Raw genomic sequence first — 20,947 nt, forward strand, 5'->3', positions numbered from 1 at the left:
ATAAATGTCTCATTAATGTTTTAAAGAACTTAAAAAGCCTAGATAAACTAGACTTTTAAGTATTTTATTCTCCTTCAAAAACATCTTTTACTTTATCAAAAAGACCTTTTTTCTTAGGATGAACTTCTTGACCACTAGCCTTAGCAAAGTCTTTCAAGGCTTGTTTTTGCGCATCATTTAATTTGGTAGGTGTGACGACATTAATCGTTACATGTTGATCGCCTTGAGCGCCGCCTCTTAATCTTGGTGCCCCTTTGCCTTTTAGACGGAAAATTTTACCTGTCTGGGTACCAGCTGGGATTGCCATATCAACAGAACCATGCACCGTTGGAATCTCAACGGTATCGCCTAAAGCTGCTTGCACAAAATTAATATTTAATGTGTAGTAAATCGTTGATCCTTCTCGTTCGAATTGTTTAGATGGTTTCACATTAACAACAATGTAAAGGTCACCATATGGGCCTCCGTTAAAGCCTGCTTCTCCTTGACCTTGGAGACGAATTTGTTGGCCGGTTTCAACGCCGGCTGGGACTTTGACAGACACTTTATGCGCTTGTTTTTCATGTCCTGTGCCATGACATGTTTGACAAGGGTCTTTGATTTCTTTACCGGTACCACGACAGACATCACAAGTCACCTGACGACGCATCATGCCTAAAGGTGTTTGTGTGTCAACATTGATAACACCTGACCCATGACACTTATGACAGGTTACTGGACTAGTTCCTGGTTTAGCACCTGACCCACTACAAGTATGACAGACCGCTTCTCGATTATAACGGACCTCTTTTTCGGCACCAAAGACAGCCTCTTCAAAGCTTAAATCAACACGGTATTGTAAATCATCTCCCTGACGTGGTGCATTAGGGTTGCGGCTAGCGCCACCACCAAAGAAGCTTGAAAAAATATCTTCAAAGCCACCAAAGCCTGAACTGTCAAAACCGCCAAAGCCAGAACCACCAAAGCCATTACCGAAACCACCACTAGCACCAGCAGAACCAAATTGATCGTAATTGGCTCTCTTTTGCTCATCACCCAAGGTTTCATAAGCTTCTTGAACATCCTTGTATTTTTCTTCGGCACCTGGTTCTTTATTAATATCTGGATGATATTTTTTTGATAATTTACGATAGGCTTTCTTGATTTCATCTTGTGAAGCATTCTTTGAAACACCTAATCGATCATAATATTCTGTATTATTCATCTTCTATCCTTTACTATTGAAAAATTTAGACGAAGCGACTGCCCCGTCTAAATTATAATCAGACATTATTTTTCTGTAAATTCACCATCAACCACATCATCACCTGAGTCAGTTTTTTCTGTAGCGCCAGGATTTTCTGCACCAGCTTGTGCTTGTTGAGCCGCTGCTGCTTGTTCATACATTTTAACAGCAAGAGCTTGTGCTTTTTCATTTAAAGCTTCAAGCTTAGCTTTCATATCTTCAAGATTTCCTGATTCTTGTGCAGCTTTTAATTCATCAAGGGCTGATTGTGCAGCATCTCTTTCAGTATCAAAGCCTTTTCCTTCAGTTTCTTTAAGTGTTTTTTCTGTTGCAAAGATAGTTTGATCCACATCATTTTTGAGATCAACTTCTTCTTTACGTTTAGCATCTGCTTCTGCGTTAGCTTCAGCATCTTTCATCATTTTTTCAATTTCTTCATCTGTTAAACCACTATTTGATTGGATAACAATAGTTTGTTCTTTTTGAGTACCAAGGTCTTTTGCTTTAACAGAAACAATACCGTTTTTGTCGATATCAAACGTTACCTCAATTTGTGGAATACCACGTGGTGCTGCTGGGATATCTGTCAATTGGAAACGACCAAGTGTTTTATTATCAGCAGCCATTGGGCGCTCACCTTGAAGAACATGAATATCAACGGCTGGTTGGTTGTCTGCTGCTGTTGAGAAGACTTGAGATTTAGACGTTGGGATAGTGGTGTTGCGATCAATTAATTTAGTAAAGACACCACCCATTGTTTCAATACCAAGTGATAGTGGAGTCACATCAAGAAGGACAACATCTTTCACATCACCAGTAATCACACCACCTTGAATAGCTGCACCCATAGCAACCACTTCATCAGGGTTAACAGATTTGTTTGGTTCTTTACCAGTTTCTTTACGAACAGCTTCAACAACTGCTGGGATACGAGTTGAACCACCAACCAAGATTACTTCATTGATGTCACTTGCTGAAAGGCCAGCATCTGAAAGGGCTTGACGAACAGGGCCTTTAGTGCGTTCAACAAGATCAAATGTCAACTCATCAAATTTAGCACGTGTTAAAGTCATCTCTAAGTGAAGAGGACCAGCATCTCCGGCTGTGATAAATGGTAAACTGATTTGTGTTGATGTCACACCTGACAAATCTTTCTTAGCTTTTTCAGCAGCATCTTTCAAACGTTGAACAGCCATTTTGTCTTTAGAAAGATCGATACCATTTTCTTTTTTGAATTCTGCAACAAGATGATCGATAATTTTTTGGTCGAAGTCATCCCCACCAAGTTTGTTGTCTCCTGATGTTGCTAATACATCAAAGACACCGTCTCCAAGTTCAAGGATAGAAACGTCAAATGTTCCACCACCAAGGTCAAAGACAAGCACTTTTTCTTCATGGTCAGTTTTATCAAGACCATAAGCTAAAGCAGCCGCAGTTGGTTCGTTAACAATACGTTCTACTTCAAGACCTGCAATTTTACCAGCATCTTTTGTTGCTTGACGTTGTGCATCATTAAAGTAAGCAGGTACAGTAATAACAGCCTTAGTCACTTTTTCACCAAGATAGTCTTCTGCGTACCCTTTAAGGTATTGAAGAATCATTGCTGAAATTTCTTGTGGGGTGTATTCTTTGCCGTTAGCAGAAACTTTTTCACTTGTTCCCATTTTTGATTTGATAGAAATGATTGTATCTGGATTAGTCACTGCTTGACGTTTTGCGGCATCACCAACAATGATTTCTCCATTTTTGAATGAAACTACTGATGGTGTTGTGCGATTTCCTTCTGGATTAGCAATAATTTTACTTTCTGCTCCTTCAAGAAGAGCAACTGCTGAGTTAGTTGTTCCTAAGTCAATACCGATAATTTTAGACATGTAAGTTACCTCTTTTTTTTTATTTTCTTTCTTACTAGTTTTATGACGTTGCGGTCACAGTGATTTGTTAATAGTCGTTACTACTTAATTATAGACAATAACCATTGCTGGTCTTAATAGCCTATCATGAAGTTTATAGCCTTTTTGGAAAACTTCAGCAATAGTGTCAGCCGGATGGTCATCATCTGCTGGTAGGGTTTGTACAGCCATGTGAAGATTGTGATCAAAGTTTTCTGTTTCAACGACCTCAATCCCCTCTTCTTTAAACGCTTGTAAGAGACTTTCTTGAACCATCTCAAGCCCTTTTTTGACATCATCTGTTAGTCCTTCAACTTGAAGAGCACGTTCTAGATTATCAAGACTTGGTAAGATTTTTTTAGCCAAATCTTGTGAACGATAACGTTGCAGGGTTTGACGTTCTTCATTACTACGACGTTGGATGTTTTGTGTTTCTGCCATAGCTCTCAAGTATTTATTTTCAAAGTCTTCTGCTTTTTCTTGAGCTAATTCTAATTCTGTTTTTTGAGGTTGTTCTTCTACCATTTTTTCTTGTTCTACGGCTTCATCAATCTCTTTTATTTCCTCTTTGGGCTGTTTTTTCTTTTCTTCTTTTTTTGACACGTCCTGCCTCCTTTAGTTAACTTCATAATGATTGCTATTAAGATAGCGATAATAATCTCCTAGTTTAACAGCTAGGACTTTAGTGACAATTGTTATAATACTAAGCATTTTTTTATAATCCATATCGATTGGACCGATTAAACTCATTGTTGCAAAGCCACGATAAGGGATTAAAAATTTTTGACTAATAATACTAACATTGGCTAGCGCTTTTTCTGAACTATCAGCCACTCGAATACTTGACATTTCTTCTTCTTGCATACTATTTCTAATCTCTAAGGAAACTAACTGAGGATTATCCAAGTATTGATAAGTGGTCAAATCAGCATATGAGAGTGATGCAACCTTACCTGAGATAAAAATCAATTCTTTAAATAGCTGTTCAAAGATATAATCAAATAAATCAAGGACATTGTCGGTTGTGGTAAAGTATTTCTGAATAACCTGAGGAATTTCTGTTCTCAAATTATAATGAATATCTAAGACTGTTTTAGAAACCAATCTTGTTTCAACCAACATCTTAACCGTCTCTAAATCTCTAGCTAAGAAATTTTTTGGAATGGCAAATTGAACTGTCACTGGCTTTGAGTCATCCAAGGTTAATATCGCAAGAGCATCATGACTGCTCAACTGAACAATATCAAACGATGTTAAGTGTTGTCTTGTTGGAACAACATCTAAGACAATACCAGTATAGCCAGTCAAATCAGCTAATATCTGAGAAGCCTTCTCAAGAATATCTTCCAGTTTAAAGGCTTCAAAGTCAAAGGCTTTCACCACTTGGTAGACATCTTTTTCATCAAGGCTATCAATACGTAAGGAATGTTCCACAAAATACTGAAAACCTGATTTGCTTGGCATCCGTCCACTAGAGGTGTGAGCTTTTTCAAGGAGTCCCAGTTGCTCTAGTCTCGCCATATCATTTCGAATGGTAGCACTACTAGAAGAAATGGTTTCTTGTAAGGCCTTAGAGCCAACCGGCTCATGGGTTTGTGTAAAAAGTTCCACAATGAGATTTAAAATATCATTTTGACGTGGTGTAATCATAAACCCTCCTTACTAATCACAAATCGCTAGTTACTAGTTTCTAATTTTAGCACTCTAACCTATAGACTGCTAATCTATACTCTCATTATACGCTATTCTAAAAACTTGTCAAGGAAAAAACATAAAAATTTAGCACTCTATTATTTAGAGTGCTAAAATATTAACTACTAGCAATATCTTCATATTTATTCTGAATCATATCGTGTTAAATCTTCTTCGTCAATCAAGTCAATAATTTTTTCAGCATATTGCGGATCGCTACTAAAACCTATATCTTGTAGTAGTCTTGCGGCACTTTGATAATCTTTAGCATTAACTAAGGCCAAATAAAGATCCTCACCCCAAAAATCATCTTCTTGGATAATTAACATATAATCATGGACGGATTCTTCCCATGATGAATAAATTTTGAAAGGTTTTTGAGTGTCTTTCCATTCAATGCCATCATATTCTTTGACAAATAGCTTGATGGTTGGTTCTTCTTTTTTTGCTAATGTGTGAAATAAATTATGGTAGTTTCTTGCTAAATAGCTAGAACCATTATTTGAAGATAGAATAGCTTGAGCGATAACAACTGATGGCCTAATGCCATAGGCCTGTGCCACTTCTTCAATTGTTGGTGCTATTTGTTGAATAAACTGGTCACGACTAATAGTAGGCATGGTCTCTTTATCTGCAAATGTCATTTTAGGCTTTGAAAAAATGACATATACACTACCTAGAAAAAATAAGATAACCAAAATAAGAATAATAAATCGTGAGAGTCTTCTTCTCATTAGTTATTTCCTCTTAACCTTTCTACATATTCTTCCAAACTAAGATTATTTTCTACCATATATTTGGCAGACACAACTCCCACATATCTAAAGTGCCAATCTTCATAACCGATACCAGTAAAAGGTTTTTTCTCTTCATTAAATCGAAGAACAAAACCATATTCTGGCGCCAAAGCTACCACTTGTGCAACAACTCCTGGATCACTTTGGTTGAGTAAATCGACTGTGCTCATATCAATAGCTAAGCCAGTTTGATGCTCACTCGCTCCAGCAGGTTGTGAATACTCTTTAGCAACATTTTCAGCTTCTTCTCTACTGATACCTCGTTCAGCCATTTCTTGTTCGACATAGCTATTGAAAACTTGTTCTTGATAGGCAACACTGCGATATCCCGATATCAAATGTTCACTCGGGTCAATAGCTTGAGCTGCTGCTAGAAAGCCTCGAACATTTTCGGCAATGCGTGCATCAACTAAAATTCCAGCAACTTCTTCTAATTGAGGATTTAACTCGGGTGTAATATTGTCACGATTCACAAGTACCAATTCCCAATCATCTGCTGAAACATTAGGAAGATTTGTTGTTTTGTCTTGATTGGTTGTTTCTGATGTTTCTGTTTTAGTCGTTTCTTCTTGTGTTACTTTATCTTTTGGCGCTGTTTTATCTGCAGGTTTTGTTTGATGCCAAAAGAAAGCAAAATAAAGGCCAATAAAGGCTATTATGATAACAACAATGGCAATGATTAAACCTAGAGGTGATTTTTTTTGTGCTTTTCTATGACGTCTCTTTTCCATTTTTGGCTCTCAACTCCCTTCCTATATGACGATAACTCATATCAGCAACTTTTTCTATCGTAAATTGACCATTTTCATAGCTGACTATTGTCACACTACCATTATCAATTTCCGTTTTTTCTTGTTGATGATTGATTAACCACATCAAAGTACCAATGGTTAAACCGTGACACACAACGATGGCATTGCCACCACCTTGTTTTTCTAATTTTTTGGCGATGGCTGTAAAGCCATCGATAATACGCTTACTCAATACATCCCATGGCTCTGCCCAGTTGGCTGTATCAACTTCAACAATGCTCTGAGCTAACTCTTCATAGGAAACATCTTTCAAAGAACGGCCGTCTTTAAAGGCATCTGTTCGTGGCAAAATTCCATGAAACAACTCACCATCATAGGCACCGTCTAAGCTACCAAAGCACCATTCACGAATTCTTTTATCACGTGTATAAGGGAGGGATTCTTGACCTAATTCTTCCAAAATGATTGACATGGTCTCTAAAGTCCTACCACTATCACTTGAGAAAGCTTCTTTAAAAGGAATATTTGCTTCTTTTAAACCTGCTCCAAGTTCTCTTATCCCTTCTACACCCGACTCAGTTAGAGGTGTATCACTCCATCCTTGCGCTCTTCCTAAGGTATTAAACATGGTTTTACCATGACGAGCAATATACAAACGAATTTTTTCCATTTTTGTTCCTCAATCTAATCAACTATTTTTTTCTATTATAACAAAAATAAAAGGGTTTTCATAAAAGAAGAATCATTCTTAATAAAAACAAATATAATGTTTTCTTCTCATAAAATGACAAAAAGGTAGAGGGCTTCCCTCTACCTTTCAGGTGTGACATTATTTTTTCAATCCGTCAATAACGCCTTCTACTGCATCTTTAGCGTCTGAAGCTAAATCTTTTGCTTTATCAGCAACATCTGCAGCTACTTCTTTAGCTTTTCCAGCTACTTTTTCCACTGTTCCTTCAGCTTTTAATTTTTCATTGCCTGTTACATTTCCTGCGAATTCTTTAACAGAACCTGAAGCTTTTTCTAGAGTACCTTCTAATTTTTCTTTAGACATTTGCAACACCTCTTTTTTTGTTTATTTAAATAATCATATCTTCTAAAAAATAATAATTATTTGAGTATATTGTAGCACGCTAACACATATTCTTCAAATATTATGCATTCTTTTGTCACCCTAAAATTTTTAGAAAACAAGCTTGAATTCCTTTTAATATAAGATTTCTTTTCCTTTGAGATTAATCTGTTAGATTAAAAATCAGTCTTAAGACCGATATAATTGTTCTATTTTAGTAGTACAATAGAAATATAAAACAATTTAGGAAGAAAAATGTTATGAATACCAAACACTATCCAATCATTTCTAACAAACAAGTCATTCAGATAATAACTCTATTGGGACTCTGTTTATCCGTTGCACTTGCCATTTATATTAAAGTCAATCCTCACCTTTTTGCGATAAATGGGAGTTTTACTCACTTTCTTAGAAACATTGGGTTTTGGGGACCTGTAGGATTTATCCTCATTCAAGTGATTCAAGTCGTTTATCCCGTTATTCCTGGTGGTTTAACATGTGTGATTGGTCACGCTCTTTTTGGACCACTGTACGGTTTTCTTTATAATTTTATCGGTATTTTTATTGGTTCTATCTTAGCTTTCCTACTAGCTAGACGATTTGGAGATCGTTTTGTAAAAGCTTTTGTGTCTGAGGAAACCTACGATAAGTATATTGCTTATTTGGACAAAGGACACTATTTTGATTACTTTTTGTCGGCAGCCTTTATTTTACCAGGCTTCCCAGATGATTTTTTATGTATGGTTGCAGGTCTTAGTAAAATGTCATTAAAGAAATTTACCCTTATCACACTTCTTTCTAAACCTGCCACCTTATATCTTTATACCTATATTGCCTTTGAAGGCATTCAACTCCTTGATAAAGTTGTTTTCTAACGATTGGCCACTATTGAAAAACCTTCTGAAATCCAGAAGGTTTATTTTGTTGCAGTAATTAAGTGCGTTTTCGGAAAATAAAGGCTAACTTTAGTATACTCATTTTCTTTTGAATCTATAGCCATGTGATAGTCTTCGCCAAATTGTAATTTTAAGCGTTGATCAACATTTTTTAAGCCAACACCACCACGACTTAGTTTGGTTTGACTACTCTCAGACGATGGGGCAGTTGTAGTCATCCCCTTACCATTGTCATAGACGCTAACAACCAGATGCTTGTCTGTTTCAGTCACTGAAATCTTGATTAGCCCAGGACGATTGACTTCTTTAATGCCATGGTAAATCGCATTTTCAACGATGGGTTGTAGAATCAGTTTTGGCAACTGATAATCGCTATAAGCTTCTATTGAAGAAATCTCATAGGATAGTTTATCACCGTAACGTTGTTTTTGAATGAAAAGGTATTGTTTAACATGTTCTAACTCATCTTTTAAAGCAATCTCTTCATTGCCTTTATTTAAGGCAAGTCTGAAATATTTGGCTAATGATTTGGTGGTTTCAACAACCTTCTCACTGTCATTAAATTCTGCCATCCAAACGATGGTATCAAGCGTATTATAGAGAAAATGAGGATTGATTTGACTGGCCAATGCCTCTAATTCAAAGCGTCTAATATCTTGTTCTTTTTCCTTAATAGCCGTCATCAAACTATCAATTCTATCTAGCATATTGTTAAATTGGTGAGATAACTGCACTAACTCAGGAGAACCTTTTTCAGCAGCTCTTAGATGGGCATTACCTTGACCAATTTCTAAAATAATCGCTTGTAAATCACGGATAGGCTGCAACCATAATTTTAAGATAAACCACATGACAAAACCACTAATGATGACCGTTAGTAAACCAATCCCAACAAATGACAATAGAATTTGCTGTTGAATCATTTGTAAGGAATCAAGCGATGCCACACCAATGAGTGTCCACTGACTATCAGACACTGGCAGTTGGTAGACAAAATAGTGATTATCTTTGGTATACCCATCTTTTTGTGTGATAAAGGGTGTCATCTCATCCATCTCTTCTTTAGACGAATAGACACTCTTTTGCGGATGGTAAATGAAGTCTTTTTGGTTATCAATAATAAAAGTGAAGCCACTAGAACCTAATTTTAATTGGTCTAAATAAGTCTCTAGAGTTTCGTAACCCGTATCTAATCTTAGAACACCAAGATTTTGTCCCTTATCATCAATAACTTCCTGAGTGATTGAAATCACCCATTCCTCATTTGAAACATCGGACATTTTTCTAAACGGCATAAGGACTGGCATTCCATTTTGATGAATGGCTTCTTGGTACCAAGATTCTTTCATCATGTCATCAGAAGTTGCCATCACCAAATCTTCATTTGTGGAAATAGTGTCGCCATTTTTACCAACAAAGATGATTGATACAAAATCCTTGTCCGTCTCTAAAATGGTTTGAAAGAGTTGATTGAGGTCTTCTTTCTTGCGACTATCAGCTTCTAAGGCATAATCTTTTAACTCTTGATTGGTTGCCAAACTATTAGTAGTCTGTTGTAGTTTTTGAAGATAGGTACTAATAAATTGTTGCCCTTGATTAAGGGTATCTCTGGTATTTTGTTCAGTTGTTTGACGAATGGCTGATGAACTGGTTTGGTAGTAAAGACCACCAACAGTGACAAGCAAGACAAAAACAATAATAAAAACATAAATCACTAATTGCACTAATAGTGGGTAGCGTTTCATTACTGTTCTCCTTTTTTAAATTGACTTGGCGTGACACCAACAACCTGCTTGAACCGTTGTGAAAAGTAGTTCATGTCTTCAAAACCCACTTGTTCAGCAATTTCATAAATTTTTAAATGCGTTGTTAATAAAAGACGTTTGGCTTTTTTTAGGCGCTCTTGAATCAAATAGTCTTGAAAACTCATCCCCAAGTCTTTTTTGATTAAGACACTTAGATAATTTGGACTAAAAGACAGCTGTTTGGCAAGGGATTTAAGAGACAAATTCACATCAGATAGTTGGTCTTGAATCAATTGCTCGATTTCTGATTGTGGTGATTGTTCCATAAGGCTTTCCAATTGCGTCTTTTTTTTAGCCTCTTCTATTTTTGGAATGATTTGATGAAGAATCTGAAGCACATCTTCTTTTGAGAAGGGTTTTAAGAGATAATCATCAGCTCCAAGTTTTAAGGCAGATAAGGCATAATCAAAATCATCATAACCTGTTAGAAAGACAATGTGAGTCTGGGGTGAGTTTTCTTTGATGAGTTGGGCCAATTGAATCCCGTTCATGACAGGCATATTAATATCTGTCAGGATAATATCATAGTGTTTCTCTTCAAAGAGTTGCCAGGCTTCTTGGCCATTTTCTGCCTCATCCACACAAGTAATAGATAGTTTTTCAAAATCAACTAAAGAACGAATACCACGTCTTACTAGAGGTTCATCTTCAACAATTAATAATGAATACACATCTGACTCCTTATCCATTAATCAACATACTCAAGGAGATAACCATAACCTTGGCTTTCCATTTCAGCTTTTGGAATGAATTTGACTGATAAGCTGTTGATACAATATCTGAGACCACCTGCTTCTTTTGGACCATCAGTAAAGACATGGCCTAAATGAGAGTCTCCCACACGACTACGTGCTTCAATTCTTTCCATGTTAAAGCTGGTATCTTTTTCATAGTCAACCACATCAGGACTAATTGGACGGCTAAAGCTTGGCCAACCACAACCTGACTCAAATTTATCTTTAGATGAAAAGAGAGGTTCTCCAGTAGCAATATCAACATAAATGCCTGGCTCAAAATTATCCCAGTAACGATTTGAAAAAGCTCTTTCTGTCGCATTTTTTTGAGTGACATCATATTCTTCTGGAGTGAGTTTTTCTTTTAATTCAGCATCACTAGGTTTTTGATATTGACTATCATCAATGACAGGATAAGAGGCTTGGTTAACATTGATATGGCAGTAACCACCTGGATTTTTCTTTAGATAATCTTGGTGATACTCTTCAGCTAACACATAATGTTTTAATGGCTCTTTTTCAACCACAATCGGCTTGTCATATTTTTGTCCTTGTTGTTCAAAGACTTGATCGATCACCTGAACATCTGATGGATCGGTATAGTAAACACCAGTACGGTATTGTGTCCCACGGTCATTACCTTGTTTGTTAAGGCTGGTTGGGTCAATAATTCTAAAATAATGAAGGAGAATTTCTTTTAAAGAAATGGTATCGGCATCATAGGTCACGTGAACTGTTTCGGCGTGTCCTGTTTGAGAAACCAATTCATATTGAGTGGTGTCGCTTTTACCATTGGCATAGCCAGAAGTGGCATCGAGCACCCCGTCAACACGTGAAAAGTACTCTTCGACACCCCAGAAACAACCACCTGCTAAATAAATGTCTTTTTGATTTGTTGCTGTCATTTTTTTACCTTTCTTTTCTTTTGTGGCATCATTATTAGAATGATTCACAAGAGTGTTTTTAATGTTCTCAATTGAGGATTGTGAGGTCATCTGATTTTTTCCAAAAAACCAAATCACTAAACCTAGTAGTATGAGACCACTCACAGCCATTAGGATGATTTTAAATTTGTTATCCATATTGTCCTCCTTATCATTATACCATTACTTTATTTCTTTTAAGGTTTTTTCAATATCACTTTTTTCCATAAATCCGATATGTGTTTTGACTAAAACACCATCACTTCCAATAAAAGCTGATGTTGGATAGGAACGAACACCGTAAGCTTTTAGTAGTTCTCCATCATTATCCAGTAAAACTGGCAGTTGATCATAACCTAATCCTTGGTACCATTTTTTAAATTCACTTTGCGTTTTTTCACCATTATGAGTTGGGGCTACAACTGATATCACAACATAATCGTCATCAGCCATCTCAGAGAGTTCAACAGTATCTTCTAGAGTCGCTAAACAAATAGAACACCATGAGGCCCAGAATTTAAGATAGACTTTTTTACCCTTATAATCTGAAAGATGATAAGTTTTTCCATCAACACCTGTTAGAGTGAAATCATAAGCCATCTCACCATCATTCATTGTTGCCATATCATCTGAACCCTTCATTTCTGAGTCTTTCATTTCAGTTTTTGAATCCTTGTTCATATCGTCTTTTTTAGTCATATTGCTAGTTGTTTTAGCCTCTTTAGGCATATTTTCTTGAGTCGTGTTTGAACATGCACCAAGAAGTCCTAAACAAACAAGACCTGTTGTTAATAATGTGATTTTTTTCATTGTTTTTCTCCTTTTATAAAGATGATTCAAAGAATGCAGCAAGAGCACCTAGTTGCCCAGTCATTAGTAGAATGCCCATGACAATAATCAAGGCACCGCCAATTTTTTTCATTGTGCTTAGATAAGGTTTTAGACGGTTAAAATGTTTAAGCATAGATGTTGAGGCCAGTGCCATCAACAAGAACGGTAAAGCCATCCCCAAAGTATAAGCAAGCATCAAAAAGCCACCTTGAACCGCACCACTTCCACCAGAAGCAGCAATCGCTAATACCGAGCTAAGCACTGGTCCAACACAAGGTGTCCAACCAAAACTAAAGGTAATCCCTAGTAAGAAGGCACCATAAATATCGTTCCTTTTTTTGGCGGGGTTAAACGCAATACTTTTTTGCATTTGTAGTTTCTTAATAGTAATGATGTCCATTTGGTGAATACCAAGGATGATAACGATAGTTCCTAAAACATAACGGAACCAATCGGCATATAAAACAGCTCCTAAAAAGCCCGCACCATATCCTAGGATTAGAAAAATAGTTGATAGCCCAGCAATAAACGAGAGGGTTTTAATGAGCCCATGCCAATAGACCTTCCTCCCTAAAATAGTGATGGTTCTCTCGTCATCTGAATCCAATAAAATACCGACATAAACCGGAAGTAGTGGAAAAATACAGGGTGAGAAAAATGATAATACTCCGGCCAGGAAAACCGAAATTAAAAATATAATCGTTTCCATACTGTCTCCTTTCTTTCGTTACCTTTAGTATAGTCTTCTTTTGTAGAATAAAATAGGAAGATTCTGATGGAAAAACTTGAATTTGATACGATAATGAAAAAAATAAAAAGAAATTGAATTGTCAAAAACTTTAATATTATAGCCTTTTAAGAGATTTTTATGTTTATTTTCAATATTTGAAGCTTTTTGGTATACATTGCTCCTCATTCGTGTTAGTATGAGAGAGTAGAGTTTCAAGAGTTATATTTGTGGTAACATGTTTTTTCTCAAGAGTTTACAAATAATAAGAGAGGAAGTATGTTTAATGACACAAGGTACAGTAAAATGGTTTAACGCTGAAAAAGGCTTCGGTTTTATCAGCACTGAAGAAAGTGGCGATGTTTTCGCACATTTCTCAGCAATTCAAACAGATGGTTTTAAAACCATGGATGAAGGCCAAAAAGTAACATTTGATATTGAAGAAGGCGCACGCGGACTTCAAGCAGCAAATATTACATTAAGCTAAAAAATCGTCTCCCTTTGGGAGACTTTTTTGTTACTGTTGGAAAAAAATAAAAACTCTGCTTACTTTACCAGAGTTTTAAGCAAATCTGCATAACAAACAAGTTAAAAGTGGATTGATTGCCCCTTTTCTGCCCCTTTAGCGCCCCTTTTTTATAATCAGTGTCACAAAAACCCTATGAAACGCTGATATCATAGGGTTTTAAAAACGAACAAAAAAAGAGCACACAGCTTACATCGCTTAGGGCTGCTGGATTCCTCCCCTGACCCACTTCACGCAAAACTGTTGCTCCATAGTTTATTATAGCAGAATTTAAAAATTCTGCAACTAGTCTTCTGTCGACTCATTTTTAAGTGTCGCGTTTTTCTCTCGCCGTTTTCTGAAAAAATCTTGCATGATTTGGGCACACTCTGTCTCAAGGATGCCTGTTTCAATAGCCACTCGATGATTGAGACGTTGATCGCTTAAAATATCATAAAGGCTACCTGCTGCGCCAAACTTACTATTTTTAGCACCATAAACAACAGCTGGTATTCTTGCTAACCCAATAGCACCACTGCACATGACACAAGGTTCAATCGTAACAAATAGAGTGGTCTCCAGTAAACGCCAATTGCCTTCAGACTGGTTGGCTTCGTTGATGGCCATGATTTCTGCATGCATAATGGCTTGATTGCGTTCTTCTCTCGCATTATGCCCTCGTCCTATAATCTTACCCTCTTTAACAATGACGCAACCGATTGGAATCTCATCTTTTTCAAGTGAACGATGAGCTTCTTTTAGGGCTTCTGACATGAAATATTCTTTTTCAGCTTGACTATACATTACAATTCTCCTAAATCCCATGATTTATGAGGATGGGCCAATTCAACTGGAATATTGCCTGAATACTTTGCAGATTCCTGTCTTAACATTTCCAAATAATCATCATCGTGTTTTCCGTCTTTTGAAAATTGTGGTAGATGTGTCAAGACTAGTTTCTTCACTGCTGCTTCTTTAGCGATTTGCCCTGCTTCTTTACTGGTCAAGTGGGCGGGATGATTTTCATTGCCTTCAAACAAATAAACATCTGCTAAAAACAAATCAGCATACTTGGTGAAATCTGCCAAACCATCAAAATAGCCAGTGTCCCCAGTAAATACAAGGACTTGATTAGTCGTTTTTTCTTTAATTCTCATGGCATAACATGGCACTGGATGAACCGTTTTGATAAAAGTGATTTCAAAAGGGCCAATCGTCTCAACACCAGAAACATTGTAGGCGATGCCCTTTGCTACATCAGGAAGGCTAAGTTTAGCAAATTCTTTTTCGTCCTCATCATGACCATAAACCGGTAGAAGTTTAGGCTCCCAAAGCGTTTTCGGATAGAGGAGGCGGTAGTGAAATAAGACACCTAAATCAGCGATATGATCCGGATGATAGTGACTGATAATCACAGCATCCACTGCTAATGGACTAATTTCTTTTTCCAGTTCATTGATGGCTCTACTCCCTACATCCATCAAGAGTTGAAAACCGTCTGAACTGGTGACAAGATAACTGGTTGTACCTGCATCTTGATAAGGATAGGCTCCCCAACAGCCAAGAGTTGTTACTTTCATGCTTTTTCCTCCTCATTTATTGCTGTCTTTATTATATCAAACTTACTGCTAATTAACAGACTAATGGTCAGTTTAAATCTTTTTAAAACGATCGGACATCTCACGCGCCCTTTAAAAGTTCTTCTTGTGGTATAATAAACCTATGAAAAATAAGAATAAATTACTATTAATTGATGGCTCATCCATCGCCTTTCGCGCTTTTTTTGCCTTGTACAATCAGATTGATCGCTTTAAAAATGCTAATGGTCTTCACACCAATGCTATTTATGGCTTTCATTTGATGCTTGATCACATGATGAAAAGGGTTAATCCTACTCATGTTTTAGTGGCTTTTGATGCGGGGAAAACGACTTTTAGAACCGAGATGTTTTCAGACTATAAAGCTGGTCGTGCAAAAACGCCTGATGAGTTTAGAGAACAATTTCCCTTCATTAAAGAAATGCTGACAGCACTAGGGATTAAACACTACGAACTTGACCGCTATGAAGCAGATGATATCATAGGGACCCTTGATAAACTCGCTGAAAAAGGAGAGACTTTTTATGATGTCACGATCGTCAGTGGTGATAAGGACCTCATCCAACTAACCGATGACAATACTGTGGTGGAGATTTCTAAAAAGGGTGTCTCAGAGTTTGAAGAATTTACACCAGACTACCTGATGACAAAAATGGGGATTACTCCAACACAATTTATCGATTTGAAAGCCCTCATGGGTGATAAATCCGATAATATCCCAGGTGTTACCAAAATTGGAGAGAAAACAGGTTTGAAATTACTCCTTGAACATGGTAGCCTTGAGGGCATTTATGCCAATATTGATGGCATGAAAACCTCTAAGATGAAAGAAAACCTCATTGCCGACAAAGAACAAGCCTTTCTCTCAAAAACACTGGCAACCATTGATACCACTGCACCCATAACGATTGGTCTTGATGATTTGACTTACCATGGTCCTGAAGTGGAAAAACTCTCACAATTTTATGATGATATGGGCTTTAAGCAATTGAAGGCTAGCCTATCTGGTGCTGGACAAAAAGAAGTGGACGTGACCTTCACAGAGGTAACAGAGCTTCAACCTGAGATGTTTAGTGCTGACCAGTTTTATTATTTTGAACTCTTGCGTCCTAACTACCATACAGAAAACATCATAGGTTTTGCTTGGGGAAATAAAGAAAAGATTTATGCCAGCTCTGATATCAAGCTCCTTCAATTAGACCTTTTTAAACAAGCTTTGACACAACCGATAAAAACCTATGATTTCAAGCGAAGCAAGGTCTTGCTTAACCATTTAGATGTCCATTTAGCTACTTGTGCTTTTGATAGTAGACTAGCCAAATATCTCTTATCAACGGTTGATGACAATGAACTAGCAACCATCGCCCACCTCTATGGCCAAACACCACTAGCTGATGATAATGATGTCTACGGCAAAGGGGTAAAACGTGCTGTTCCAGATAAAGAAATACTACTCACCCATCTTGCCAAAAAAATTCGTACCTTGGTGGAAACAGAGCCGGTCATGACAAAAGCGTTGGCAGAAAACCAACAGCTCGACTTACTCTTTGAGATGGAAATCCCTCTTTCCAATGTCTTAGCGAAAATGGAAATCGAAGGGATTTCTGTTGATAAAACAAGCCTGCAGGAGATGCAAGCAGAAAATGAAGTGACCATTAATCGACTGACTCGAGACATCTATGAAATGGCAGGCGAAGAATTCAATATCAACTCACCAAAACAGCTGGGACATATCTTGTTTGAACGATTGAAATTACCGCTTTGGGCCACCAAGAAAACCAAAACAGGCTATTCTACTGCCGTTGATGTCTTGGAAAAATTAGCTCCTACTGCGCCCATTGTTGTTAAAATCTTAGACTATCGTCAAATCACCAAGCTCCAAAATACCTATGTTGTGGGCTTACAAGATTATATCCTTTCTGATGGGAAAATCCACACCTCTTATCTTCAAGACCTAACACAGACAGGACGTTTATCAAGTGTCGATCCCAACCTTCAAAATATTCCTGTTCGTTTAGAACAAGGCAGATTAATTCGAAAAGCCTTCACTGCTAACCAAGAAGATAGTGTGCTTTTGAGTTCTGATTACTCGCAAATTGAACTACGCGTTCTTGCTCACATTTCTAATGATGAACACCTCATTGACGCCTTCAATCACGGGGCAGATATCCATACTGCTACTGCTATGAGAGTCTTTGGTATCGAAAAACCAGAAGAGGTTACTGCAAACGACCGTAGAAATGCTAAGGCTGTTAACTTCGGCGTTGTTTATGGGATTTCTGACTTTGGTCTCTCAAATAATCTTGGCATTACAAGAAAAGCAGCCAAACAGTATATTGACACCTATTTTGAACGCTATCCTGGCATTAAAGCCTACATGGATAATATTGTTAAGGATGCGCGTGATAAGGGTTATGTTGAAACACTCTTTCATCGTAGACGTGAACTACCTGATATCCACTCACGCAACTTTAATGTTAGAAATTTTGCAGAACGAACGGCTATCAATTCACCCATCCAAGGATCCGCAGCTGATATCTTAAAGGTGGCTATGATTAACCTGGATAAAGCCCTTGAAAAAGGGAACTTCAAGGCTAAAATGCTTTTGCAAGTCCATGATGAAATTGTCCTTGAAGTGCCTAAAGATGAGCTGGAGGCTGTCAGACAGCTGGTCAAAGAGACGATGGAATCTGCTTTCCTATTAAAAGTACCACTCATTGTTGATGACAATGCTGGTAAAACATGGTATGAAGCCAAATAAGGAGACTATAATGACTTATCACTTTCAAAATCCTGACCAAGAAACCATTTTTAATTATTTAAAAGACAGTAAGACGATTGCTGTTGTTGGTTTGTCTAACCGACAAGAAAGCCCTGCTTACAGGGTTTCTGAGATTATGCAAAAAGCTGGTTACAAGATTATCCCTGTCAATCCAAAGCAGGCCGGTAAAATAATCTTGGGGGAGTTAACCTATGCTTCCTTGAAAGATATTCCAGAGACAATAGATATTGTTAATGTCTTTCGTCGGAGCGACTTTTTACCCGAGGTGGCTAAAGAGTTTATCACCACTGATGCTCACATCTTCTGGGCTCAACTGGGTCTTGAAAATGAAGAAGCTGAACAGATTTTAAGAGACAATCATCGAAATGATATTGTCATGAACCGTTGTATTAAAATTGAATATTTTAACATGTAAAAAGACTGTAGTCTTTCTCTTAATGAGAAGGCTACAGCCTTTTTTCTTACATCAATTTCATTGGGAAAGACATTTTTTGTAACTGTCTTTTTTCTTGCAGCATTTTTTCATAAAAAATAGTATTACTTGTTAGTAAGTAGGGCAATACATAAAAACTCGCTAAACCAAACGTTACACCTACTAAAACATACCAACCGATAAAACTAAGGTGTAAGAAAAACAGTTGCCGTTTATAACCTTTCATAAATTGACGACTAGTTGCTAATAATACAAGGGGATTAATTTTTACATTTTTTTGATAGTACTCATAAAACAAGAGTTCAACAAAGAAATAACGATAAAGGGTGATGAGAAACATGATAAGTGATAACAAAACGAGAACAACACCAGTTAGACTAACACCACTCGTTAAAATCATAATGTAGCCTACAGAAGAAGCAAAAAACCAAACAAATAAAAGCAGATTTTTCATCATCATAAGACCAAATAATGGTAAAAACAATTTAGTTTCAAAAGCACGTTGGCTATCAGAAAATCGAACACTTTGGCGTTTTCCTCTAATCACATCAAGCAAGGTCAAAAGCGTAGAGAGTACAAAAAAAGTTACTAGGGTACTAAGAGCTAGCGTAAATAAATTATCTCCCCAACTTGTTCTTGTTTGGCCACTTAGCGTGAGTTGTTCAAACACTGTAACCCCCATATAAAACAGAGTTGATAAGATTGGTAATAGAAATAATTGATACTTACCAGGCAAACGTTTGAGGATTGTTCTGGCTTCCTTTTTAATGATTGATGGTTTCATGTTTAAATCCTTCTATAAAGATACGCTTATTATAGCATAGTTGCCGTAAGAATACTGCTTTAGAAATCTATCATCATTTTTAATATCAAAGAAAAATGACAAATCTGACTTATTTTGATAGAATGAATAGGTTAAACTGCCTAGGACTGTTCTTCCTAGAAGCAAAGGAGAAAATATGACAACACAACCAATCAAATACCGTCTCATTAAAAAGGAAAAGCACACGGGAGCAAGACTTGGTGAAATCATCACCCCTCATGGTACTTTTCCAACACCAATGTTTATGCCTGTCGGAACACAGGCCACTGTCAAAACACAATCCCCTGAAGAACTAAAGGAAATGGGGTCTGGGATTATCCTATCAAACACCTACCATCTATGGCTTCGTCCGGGTGATGAATTGATTGCTAAAGCGGGAGGCCTTCATCAATTCATGAATTGGGATCAACCGATTCTAACCGATAGCGGTGGCTTCCAAGTTTATTCTTTGGCTGATAGTCGCGATATCACCGAAGAAGGTGTTACCTTTAAAAATCATCTCAACGGCTCAAAAATGTTTTTATCGCCGGAAAAAGCGATTAGTATTCAGAACAATCTAGGGAGCGATATCATGATGAGTTTCGATGAGTGCCCGCAATTTTACCAACCCTACGACTATGTTAAAAAGAGTATTGAAAGAACCAGTCGTTGGGCAGAACGCGGACTAAAAGCCCACCGTCGCTCGCATGATCAAGGATTGTTTGGGATTGTTCAAGGGGCTGGCTTTGAAGATCTTCGCCGTCAATCAGCAAGTGATTTGGTCAGCATGGATTTCCCAGGCTACTCGATTGGTGGATTAGCGGTTGGAGAAACACATGAAGAGATGAATGCCGTTCTTGACTTTACAACACCTCTCCTTCCTGAAAATAAACCGCGCTACTTGATGGGGGTGGGGGCACCTGATAGTTTGATTGACGGGGTTATTCGTGGCATTGATATGTTTGACTGTGTTCTTCCAACTCGTATTGCTAGAAACGGAACTTGTATGACGAGTGAAGGTCGTGTCGTGATTAAAAATGCGCAGTATGCCGAAGATTTTACTCCACTTGATCACAACTGTGACTGCTACACCTGTCAAAACTATACACGCGCCTATTTACGCCATCTCTTAAAAGCAGATGAAACCTTTGGCATTCGACTCACAAGCTACCATAACCTCTACTTCCTCATCAACTTGATGAAACAAGTCAGAGAGGCCATCGTTAATGACAACCTTCTAGAATTTAGAGAAGATTTCATCGAACGCTATGGTTACAATCGTTCAAAACGTCATTTTTAACAGATGCAAAAAGCCCAGAATTTGGGCTCTTTGTCAACTGTAGTGGGTGACTATTCATCAAGATCGGGAGAGAATCACATTGATTCTCTCCCTTTTAATGTTCAAAGCGATGAGAATTTTTGTTTTAAAGTTGTTAAAGTTTCTAAACCCAAAGGCTTGTCTTTTGATATCCTTGATTAAC

Annotated in this window: 21 protein-coding genes and 1 other RNA gene; 5 read left to right on the plus strand and 17 right to left on the minus strand. The window is 37.3% G+C overall.

Annotated features, from left to right (window positions below):
• Positions 1-64: 64 nt before the first annotated feature.
• The 8 genes from dnaJ to N7659_RS01190 form a co-directional block, all read right to left on the minus strand.
• Positions 65-1,204: a molecular chaperone DnaJ gene (gene dnaJ / locus N7659_RS01155; protein WP_199567861.1), complete on the minus strand. Its 1,140-nt coding sequence runs from the start codon at positions 1,202-1,204 to the stop codon at positions 65-67.
• Between the two features lie 65 nt (positions 1,205-1,269).
• Entirely contained in the window at positions 1,270-3,099 is a 1,830-nt protein-coding gene (dnaK, locus tag N7659_RS01160; RefSeq protein ID WP_263275408.1) for a molecular chaperone DnaK, read from the minus strand.
• An 84-nt stretch (positions 3,100-3,183) separates the two neighbouring features.
• On the minus strand, positions 3,184-3,720 hold the full coding sequence (gene grpE / locus N7659_RS01165) for a nucleotide exchange factor GrpE (protein ID WP_263275409.1): 537 nt from the start codon (positions 3,718-3,720) through the stop codon (positions 3,184-3,186).
• 12 nt (positions 3,721-3,732) lie between these two features.
• Entirely contained in the window at positions 3,733-4,767 is a 1,035-nt protein-coding gene (gene hrcA, locus N7659_RS01170) for a heat-inducible transcriptional repressor HrcA (protein WP_263275410.1), read from the minus strand.
• A gap of 185 nt (positions 4,768-4,952) precedes the next feature.
• Complete coding sequence (locus tag N7659_RS01175; protein ID WP_263275411.1) at positions 4,953-5,453, minus strand: glycoside hydrolase family 73 protein; 501 nt, start codon at positions 5,451-5,453, stop codon at positions 4,953-4,955.
• Positions 5,454-5,542: 89 nt separating this feature from the next.
• A complete protein-coding gene (locus tag N7659_RS01180; RefSeq protein WP_263275412.1) occupies positions 5,543-6,337 on the minus strand; it encodes a M15 family metallopeptidase in 795 nt (264 codons plus the stop codon).
• Positions 6,318-7,028: a histidine phosphatase family protein gene (locus tag N7659_RS01185; RefSeq protein WP_263275413.1), complete on the minus strand. Its 711-nt coding sequence runs from the start codon at positions 7,026-7,028 to the stop codon at positions 6,318-6,320. Before N7659_RS01185 ends, N7659_RS01180 begins: the two co-directional genes overlap by 20 nt.
• Positions 7,029-7,187: 159 nt before the next feature.
• The gene (locus N7659_RS01190) at positions 7,188-7,412 is read right to left on the minus strand and encodes a CsbD family protein (protein WP_263275414.1); all 225 of its coding nucleotides are present in this window, start codon (positions 7,410-7,412) and stop codon (positions 7,188-7,190) included.
• 278 nt (positions 7,413-7,690) lie between these two features.
• Between N7659_RS01190 and N7659_RS01195 the strand changes: the two genes are divergently transcribed.
• Complete coding sequence (locus N7659_RS01195; protein ID WP_263275415.1) at positions 7,691-8,305, plus strand: TVP38/TMEM64 family protein; 615 nt, start codon at positions 7,691-7,693, stop codon at positions 8,303-8,305.
• Positions 8,306-8,346: 41 nt separating this feature from the next.
• Here the strand turns inward: N7659_RS01195 and N7659_RS01200 are convergent, their stop codons facing one another.
• The 5 genes from N7659_RS01200 to ccdA2 are packed head-to-tail and all read right to left on the minus strand — an operon-like array spanning position 8,347 to position 13,328.
• On the minus strand, positions 8,347-10,071 hold the full coding sequence (locus N7659_RS01200) for a sensor histidine kinase (protein WP_263275416.1): 1,725 nt from the start codon (positions 10,069-10,071) through the stop codon (positions 8,347-8,349).
• Positions 10,071-10,802 (minus strand): response regulator, encoded by a 732-nt coding sequence (locus N7659_RS01205; protein WP_263275417.1) that lies wholly within the window; start codon positions 10,800-10,802, stop codon positions 10,071-10,073. The genes N7659_RS01200 and N7659_RS01205 overlap by 1 nt, the downstream gene beginning before the upstream one ends.
• Positions 10,803-10,819: 17 nt before the next feature.
• The gene (gene msrB, locus N7659_RS01210; protein ID WP_263275418.1) at positions 10,820-11,947 is read right to left on the minus strand and encodes a peptide-methionine (R)-S-oxide reductase MsrB; all 1,128 of its coding nucleotides are present in this window, start codon (positions 11,945-11,947) and stop codon (positions 10,820-10,822) included.
• 24 nt (positions 11,948-11,971) lie between these two features.
• Complete coding sequence (locus N7659_RS01215; RefSeq protein ID WP_263275419.1) at positions 11,972-12,598, minus strand: TlpA disulfide reductase family protein; 627 nt, start codon at positions 12,596-12,598, stop codon at positions 11,972-11,974.
• Positions 12,599-12,611: 13 nt separating this feature from the next.
• Positions 12,612-13,328 carry a thiol-disulfide oxidoreductase-associated membrane protein CcdA2 gene (gene ccdA2 / locus N7659_RS01220; RefSeq protein WP_263275420.1) on the minus strand — a complete coding sequence of 239 codons (717 nt, stop codon included), beginning with the start codon at positions 13,326-13,328 and terminating at the stop codon, positions 12,612-12,614.
• 304 nt (positions 13,329-13,632) lie between these two features.
• Between ccdA2 and N7659_RS01225 the strand changes: the two genes are divergently transcribed.
• Positions 13,633-13,833: a cold-shock protein gene (locus tag N7659_RS01225; protein WP_018370365.1), complete on the plus strand. Its 201-nt coding sequence runs from the start codon at positions 13,633-13,635 to the stop codon at positions 13,831-13,833.
• 200 nt (positions 13,834-14,033) lie between these two features.
• Here N7659_RS01225 and ffs read toward each other — a convergent pair.
• The 3 genes from ffs to N7659_RS01240 all read right to left on the minus strand — a co-directional run bounded on the left by ffs (position 14,034) and on the right by N7659_RS01240 (position 15,431).
• An RNA gene (gene ffs, locus N7659_RS01230) (signal recognition particle sRNA small type) lies at positions 14,034-14,132 on the minus strand.
• A 25-nt stretch (positions 14,133-14,157) separates the two neighbouring features.
• The gene (tadA, locus tag N7659_RS01235; RefSeq protein ID WP_411575288.1) at positions 14,158-14,655 is read right to left on the minus strand and encodes a tRNA adenosine(34) deaminase TadA; all 498 of its coding nucleotides are present in this window, start codon (positions 14,653-14,655) and stop codon (positions 14,158-14,160) included.
• Positions 14,655-15,431: an MBL fold metallo-hydrolase gene (locus tag N7659_RS01240; protein WP_263275421.1), complete on the minus strand. Its 777-nt coding sequence runs from the start codon at positions 15,429-15,431 to the stop codon at positions 14,655-14,657. Before N7659_RS01240 ends, tadA begins: the two co-directional genes overlap by 1 nt.
• Positions 15,432-15,573: 142 nt before the next feature.
• Between N7659_RS01240 and polA the strand changes: the two genes are divergently transcribed.
• Together polA and N7659_RS01250 are read left to right on the plus strand one after the other, a co-directional pair.
• Positions 15,574-18,210 carry a DNA polymerase I gene (polA, locus tag N7659_RS01245; protein WP_263275422.1) on the plus strand — a complete coding sequence of 879 codons (2,637 nt, stop codon included), beginning with the start codon at positions 15,574-15,576 and terminating at the stop codon, positions 18,208-18,210.
• Positions 18,211-18,220: 10 nt separating this feature from the next.
• Positions 18,221-18,646 (plus strand): CoA-binding protein, encoded by a 426-nt coding sequence (locus N7659_RS01250; protein WP_263275423.1) that lies wholly within the window; start codon positions 18,221-18,223, stop codon positions 18,644-18,646.
• A 46-nt stretch (positions 18,647-18,692) separates the two neighbouring features.
• Here N7659_RS01250 and N7659_RS01255 read toward each other — a convergent pair whose 3' ends face one another.
• Positions 18,693-19,448: a DUF975 family protein gene (locus N7659_RS01255; RefSeq protein WP_263275424.1), complete on the minus strand. Its 756-nt coding sequence runs from the start codon at positions 19,446-19,448 to the stop codon at positions 18,693-18,695.
• A gap of 175 nt (positions 19,449-19,623) precedes the next feature.
• Between N7659_RS01255 and tgt the strand changes: the two genes are divergently transcribed.
• On the plus strand, positions 19,624-20,766 hold the full coding sequence (gene tgt / locus N7659_RS01260) for a tRNA guanosine(34) transglycosylase Tgt (protein ID WP_263275425.1): 1,143 nt from the start codon (positions 19,624-19,626) through the stop codon (positions 20,764-20,766).
• Positions 20,767-20,947 lie beyond the last annotated feature (181 nt).

This window comes from Streptococcus sp. CSL10205-OR2 (assembly GCF_025660655.1).
Taxonomy (GTDB): Bacteria; Bacillota; Bacilli; order Lactobacillales; family Streptococcaceae; genus Streptococcus.

Excerpts from the sequence above, each read along its gene's own strand:
- N7659_RS01175 (WP_263275411.1), bottom strand. The coding sequence starts at position 5,453 with ATGACATTTGCAGATAAAGAGACCATGCCTACTATTAGTCGTGACCAG.
- N7659_RS01185 (WP_263275413.1), bottom strand. The coding sequence starts at position 7,028 with ATGGAAAAAATTCGTTTGTATATTGCTCGTCATGGTAAAACCATGTTT.
- msrB (WP_263275418.1), bottom strand. The coding sequence starts at position 11,947 with ATGGATAACAAATTTAAAATCATCCTAATGGCTGTGAGTGGTCTCATA.
- N7659_RS01180 (WP_263275412.1), bottom strand. The coding sequence starts at position 6,337 with ATGGAAAAGAGACGTCATAGAAAAGCACAAAAAAAATCACCTCTAGGT.
- ccdA2 (WP_263275420.1), bottom strand. The coding sequence starts at position 13,328 with ATGGAAACGATTATATTTTTAATTTCGGTTTTCCTGGCCGGAGTATTA.
- hrcA (WP_263275410.1), bottom strand. The coding sequence starts at position 4,767 with ATGATTACACCACGTCAAAATGATATTTTAAATCTCATTGTGGAACTT.
- N7659_RS01190 (WP_263275414.1), bottom strand. The coding sequence starts at position 7,412 with ATGTCTAAAGAAAAATTAGAAGGTACTCTAGAAAAAGCTTCAGGTTCT.
- dnaK (WP_263275408.1), bottom strand. The coding sequence starts at position 3,099 with ATGTCTAAAATTATCGGTATTGACTTAGGAACAACTAACTCAGCAGTT.
- dnaJ (WP_199567861.1), bottom strand. The coding sequence starts at position 1,204 with ATGAATAATACAGAATATTATGATCGATTAGGTGTTTCAAAGAATGCT.
- N7659_RS01195 (WP_263275415.1), top strand. The coding sequence starts at position 7,691 with ATGAATACCAAACACTATCCAATCATTTCTAACAAACAAGTCATTCAG.
- N7659_RS01240 (WP_263275421.1), bottom strand. The coding sequence starts at position 15,431 with ATGAAAGTAACAACTCTTGGCTGTTGGGGAGCCTATCCTTATCAAGAT.
- tadA (WP_411575288.1), bottom strand. The coding sequence starts at position 14,655 with ATGTATAGTCAAGCTGAAAAAGAATATTTCATGTCAGAAGCCCTAAAA.
- tgt (WP_263275425.1), top strand. The coding sequence starts at position 19,624 with ATGACAACACAACCAATCAAATACCGTCTCATTAAAAAGGAAAAGCAC.
- N7659_RS01250 (WP_263275423.1), top strand. The coding sequence starts at position 18,221 with ATGACTTATCACTTTCAAAATCCTGACCAAGAAACCATTTTTAATTAT.
- N7659_RS01255 (WP_263275424.1), bottom strand. The coding sequence starts at position 19,448 with ATGAAACCATCAATCATTAAAAAGGAAGCCAGAACAATCCTCAAACGT.
- polA (WP_263275422.1), top strand. The coding sequence starts at position 15,574 with ATGAAAAATAAGAATAAATTACTATTAATTGATGGCTCATCCATCGCC.
- N7659_RS01200 (WP_263275416.1), bottom strand. The coding sequence starts at position 10,071 with ATGAAACGCTACCCACTATTAGTGCAATTAGTGATTTATGTTTTTATT.
- N7659_RS01215 (WP_263275419.1), bottom strand. The coding sequence starts at position 12,598 with ATGAAAAAAATCACATTATTAACAACAGGTCTTGTTTGTTTAGGACTT.
- N7659_RS01225 (WP_018370365.1), top strand. The coding sequence starts at position 13,633 with ATGACACAAGGTACAGTAAAATGGTTTAACGCTGAAAAAGGCTTCGGT.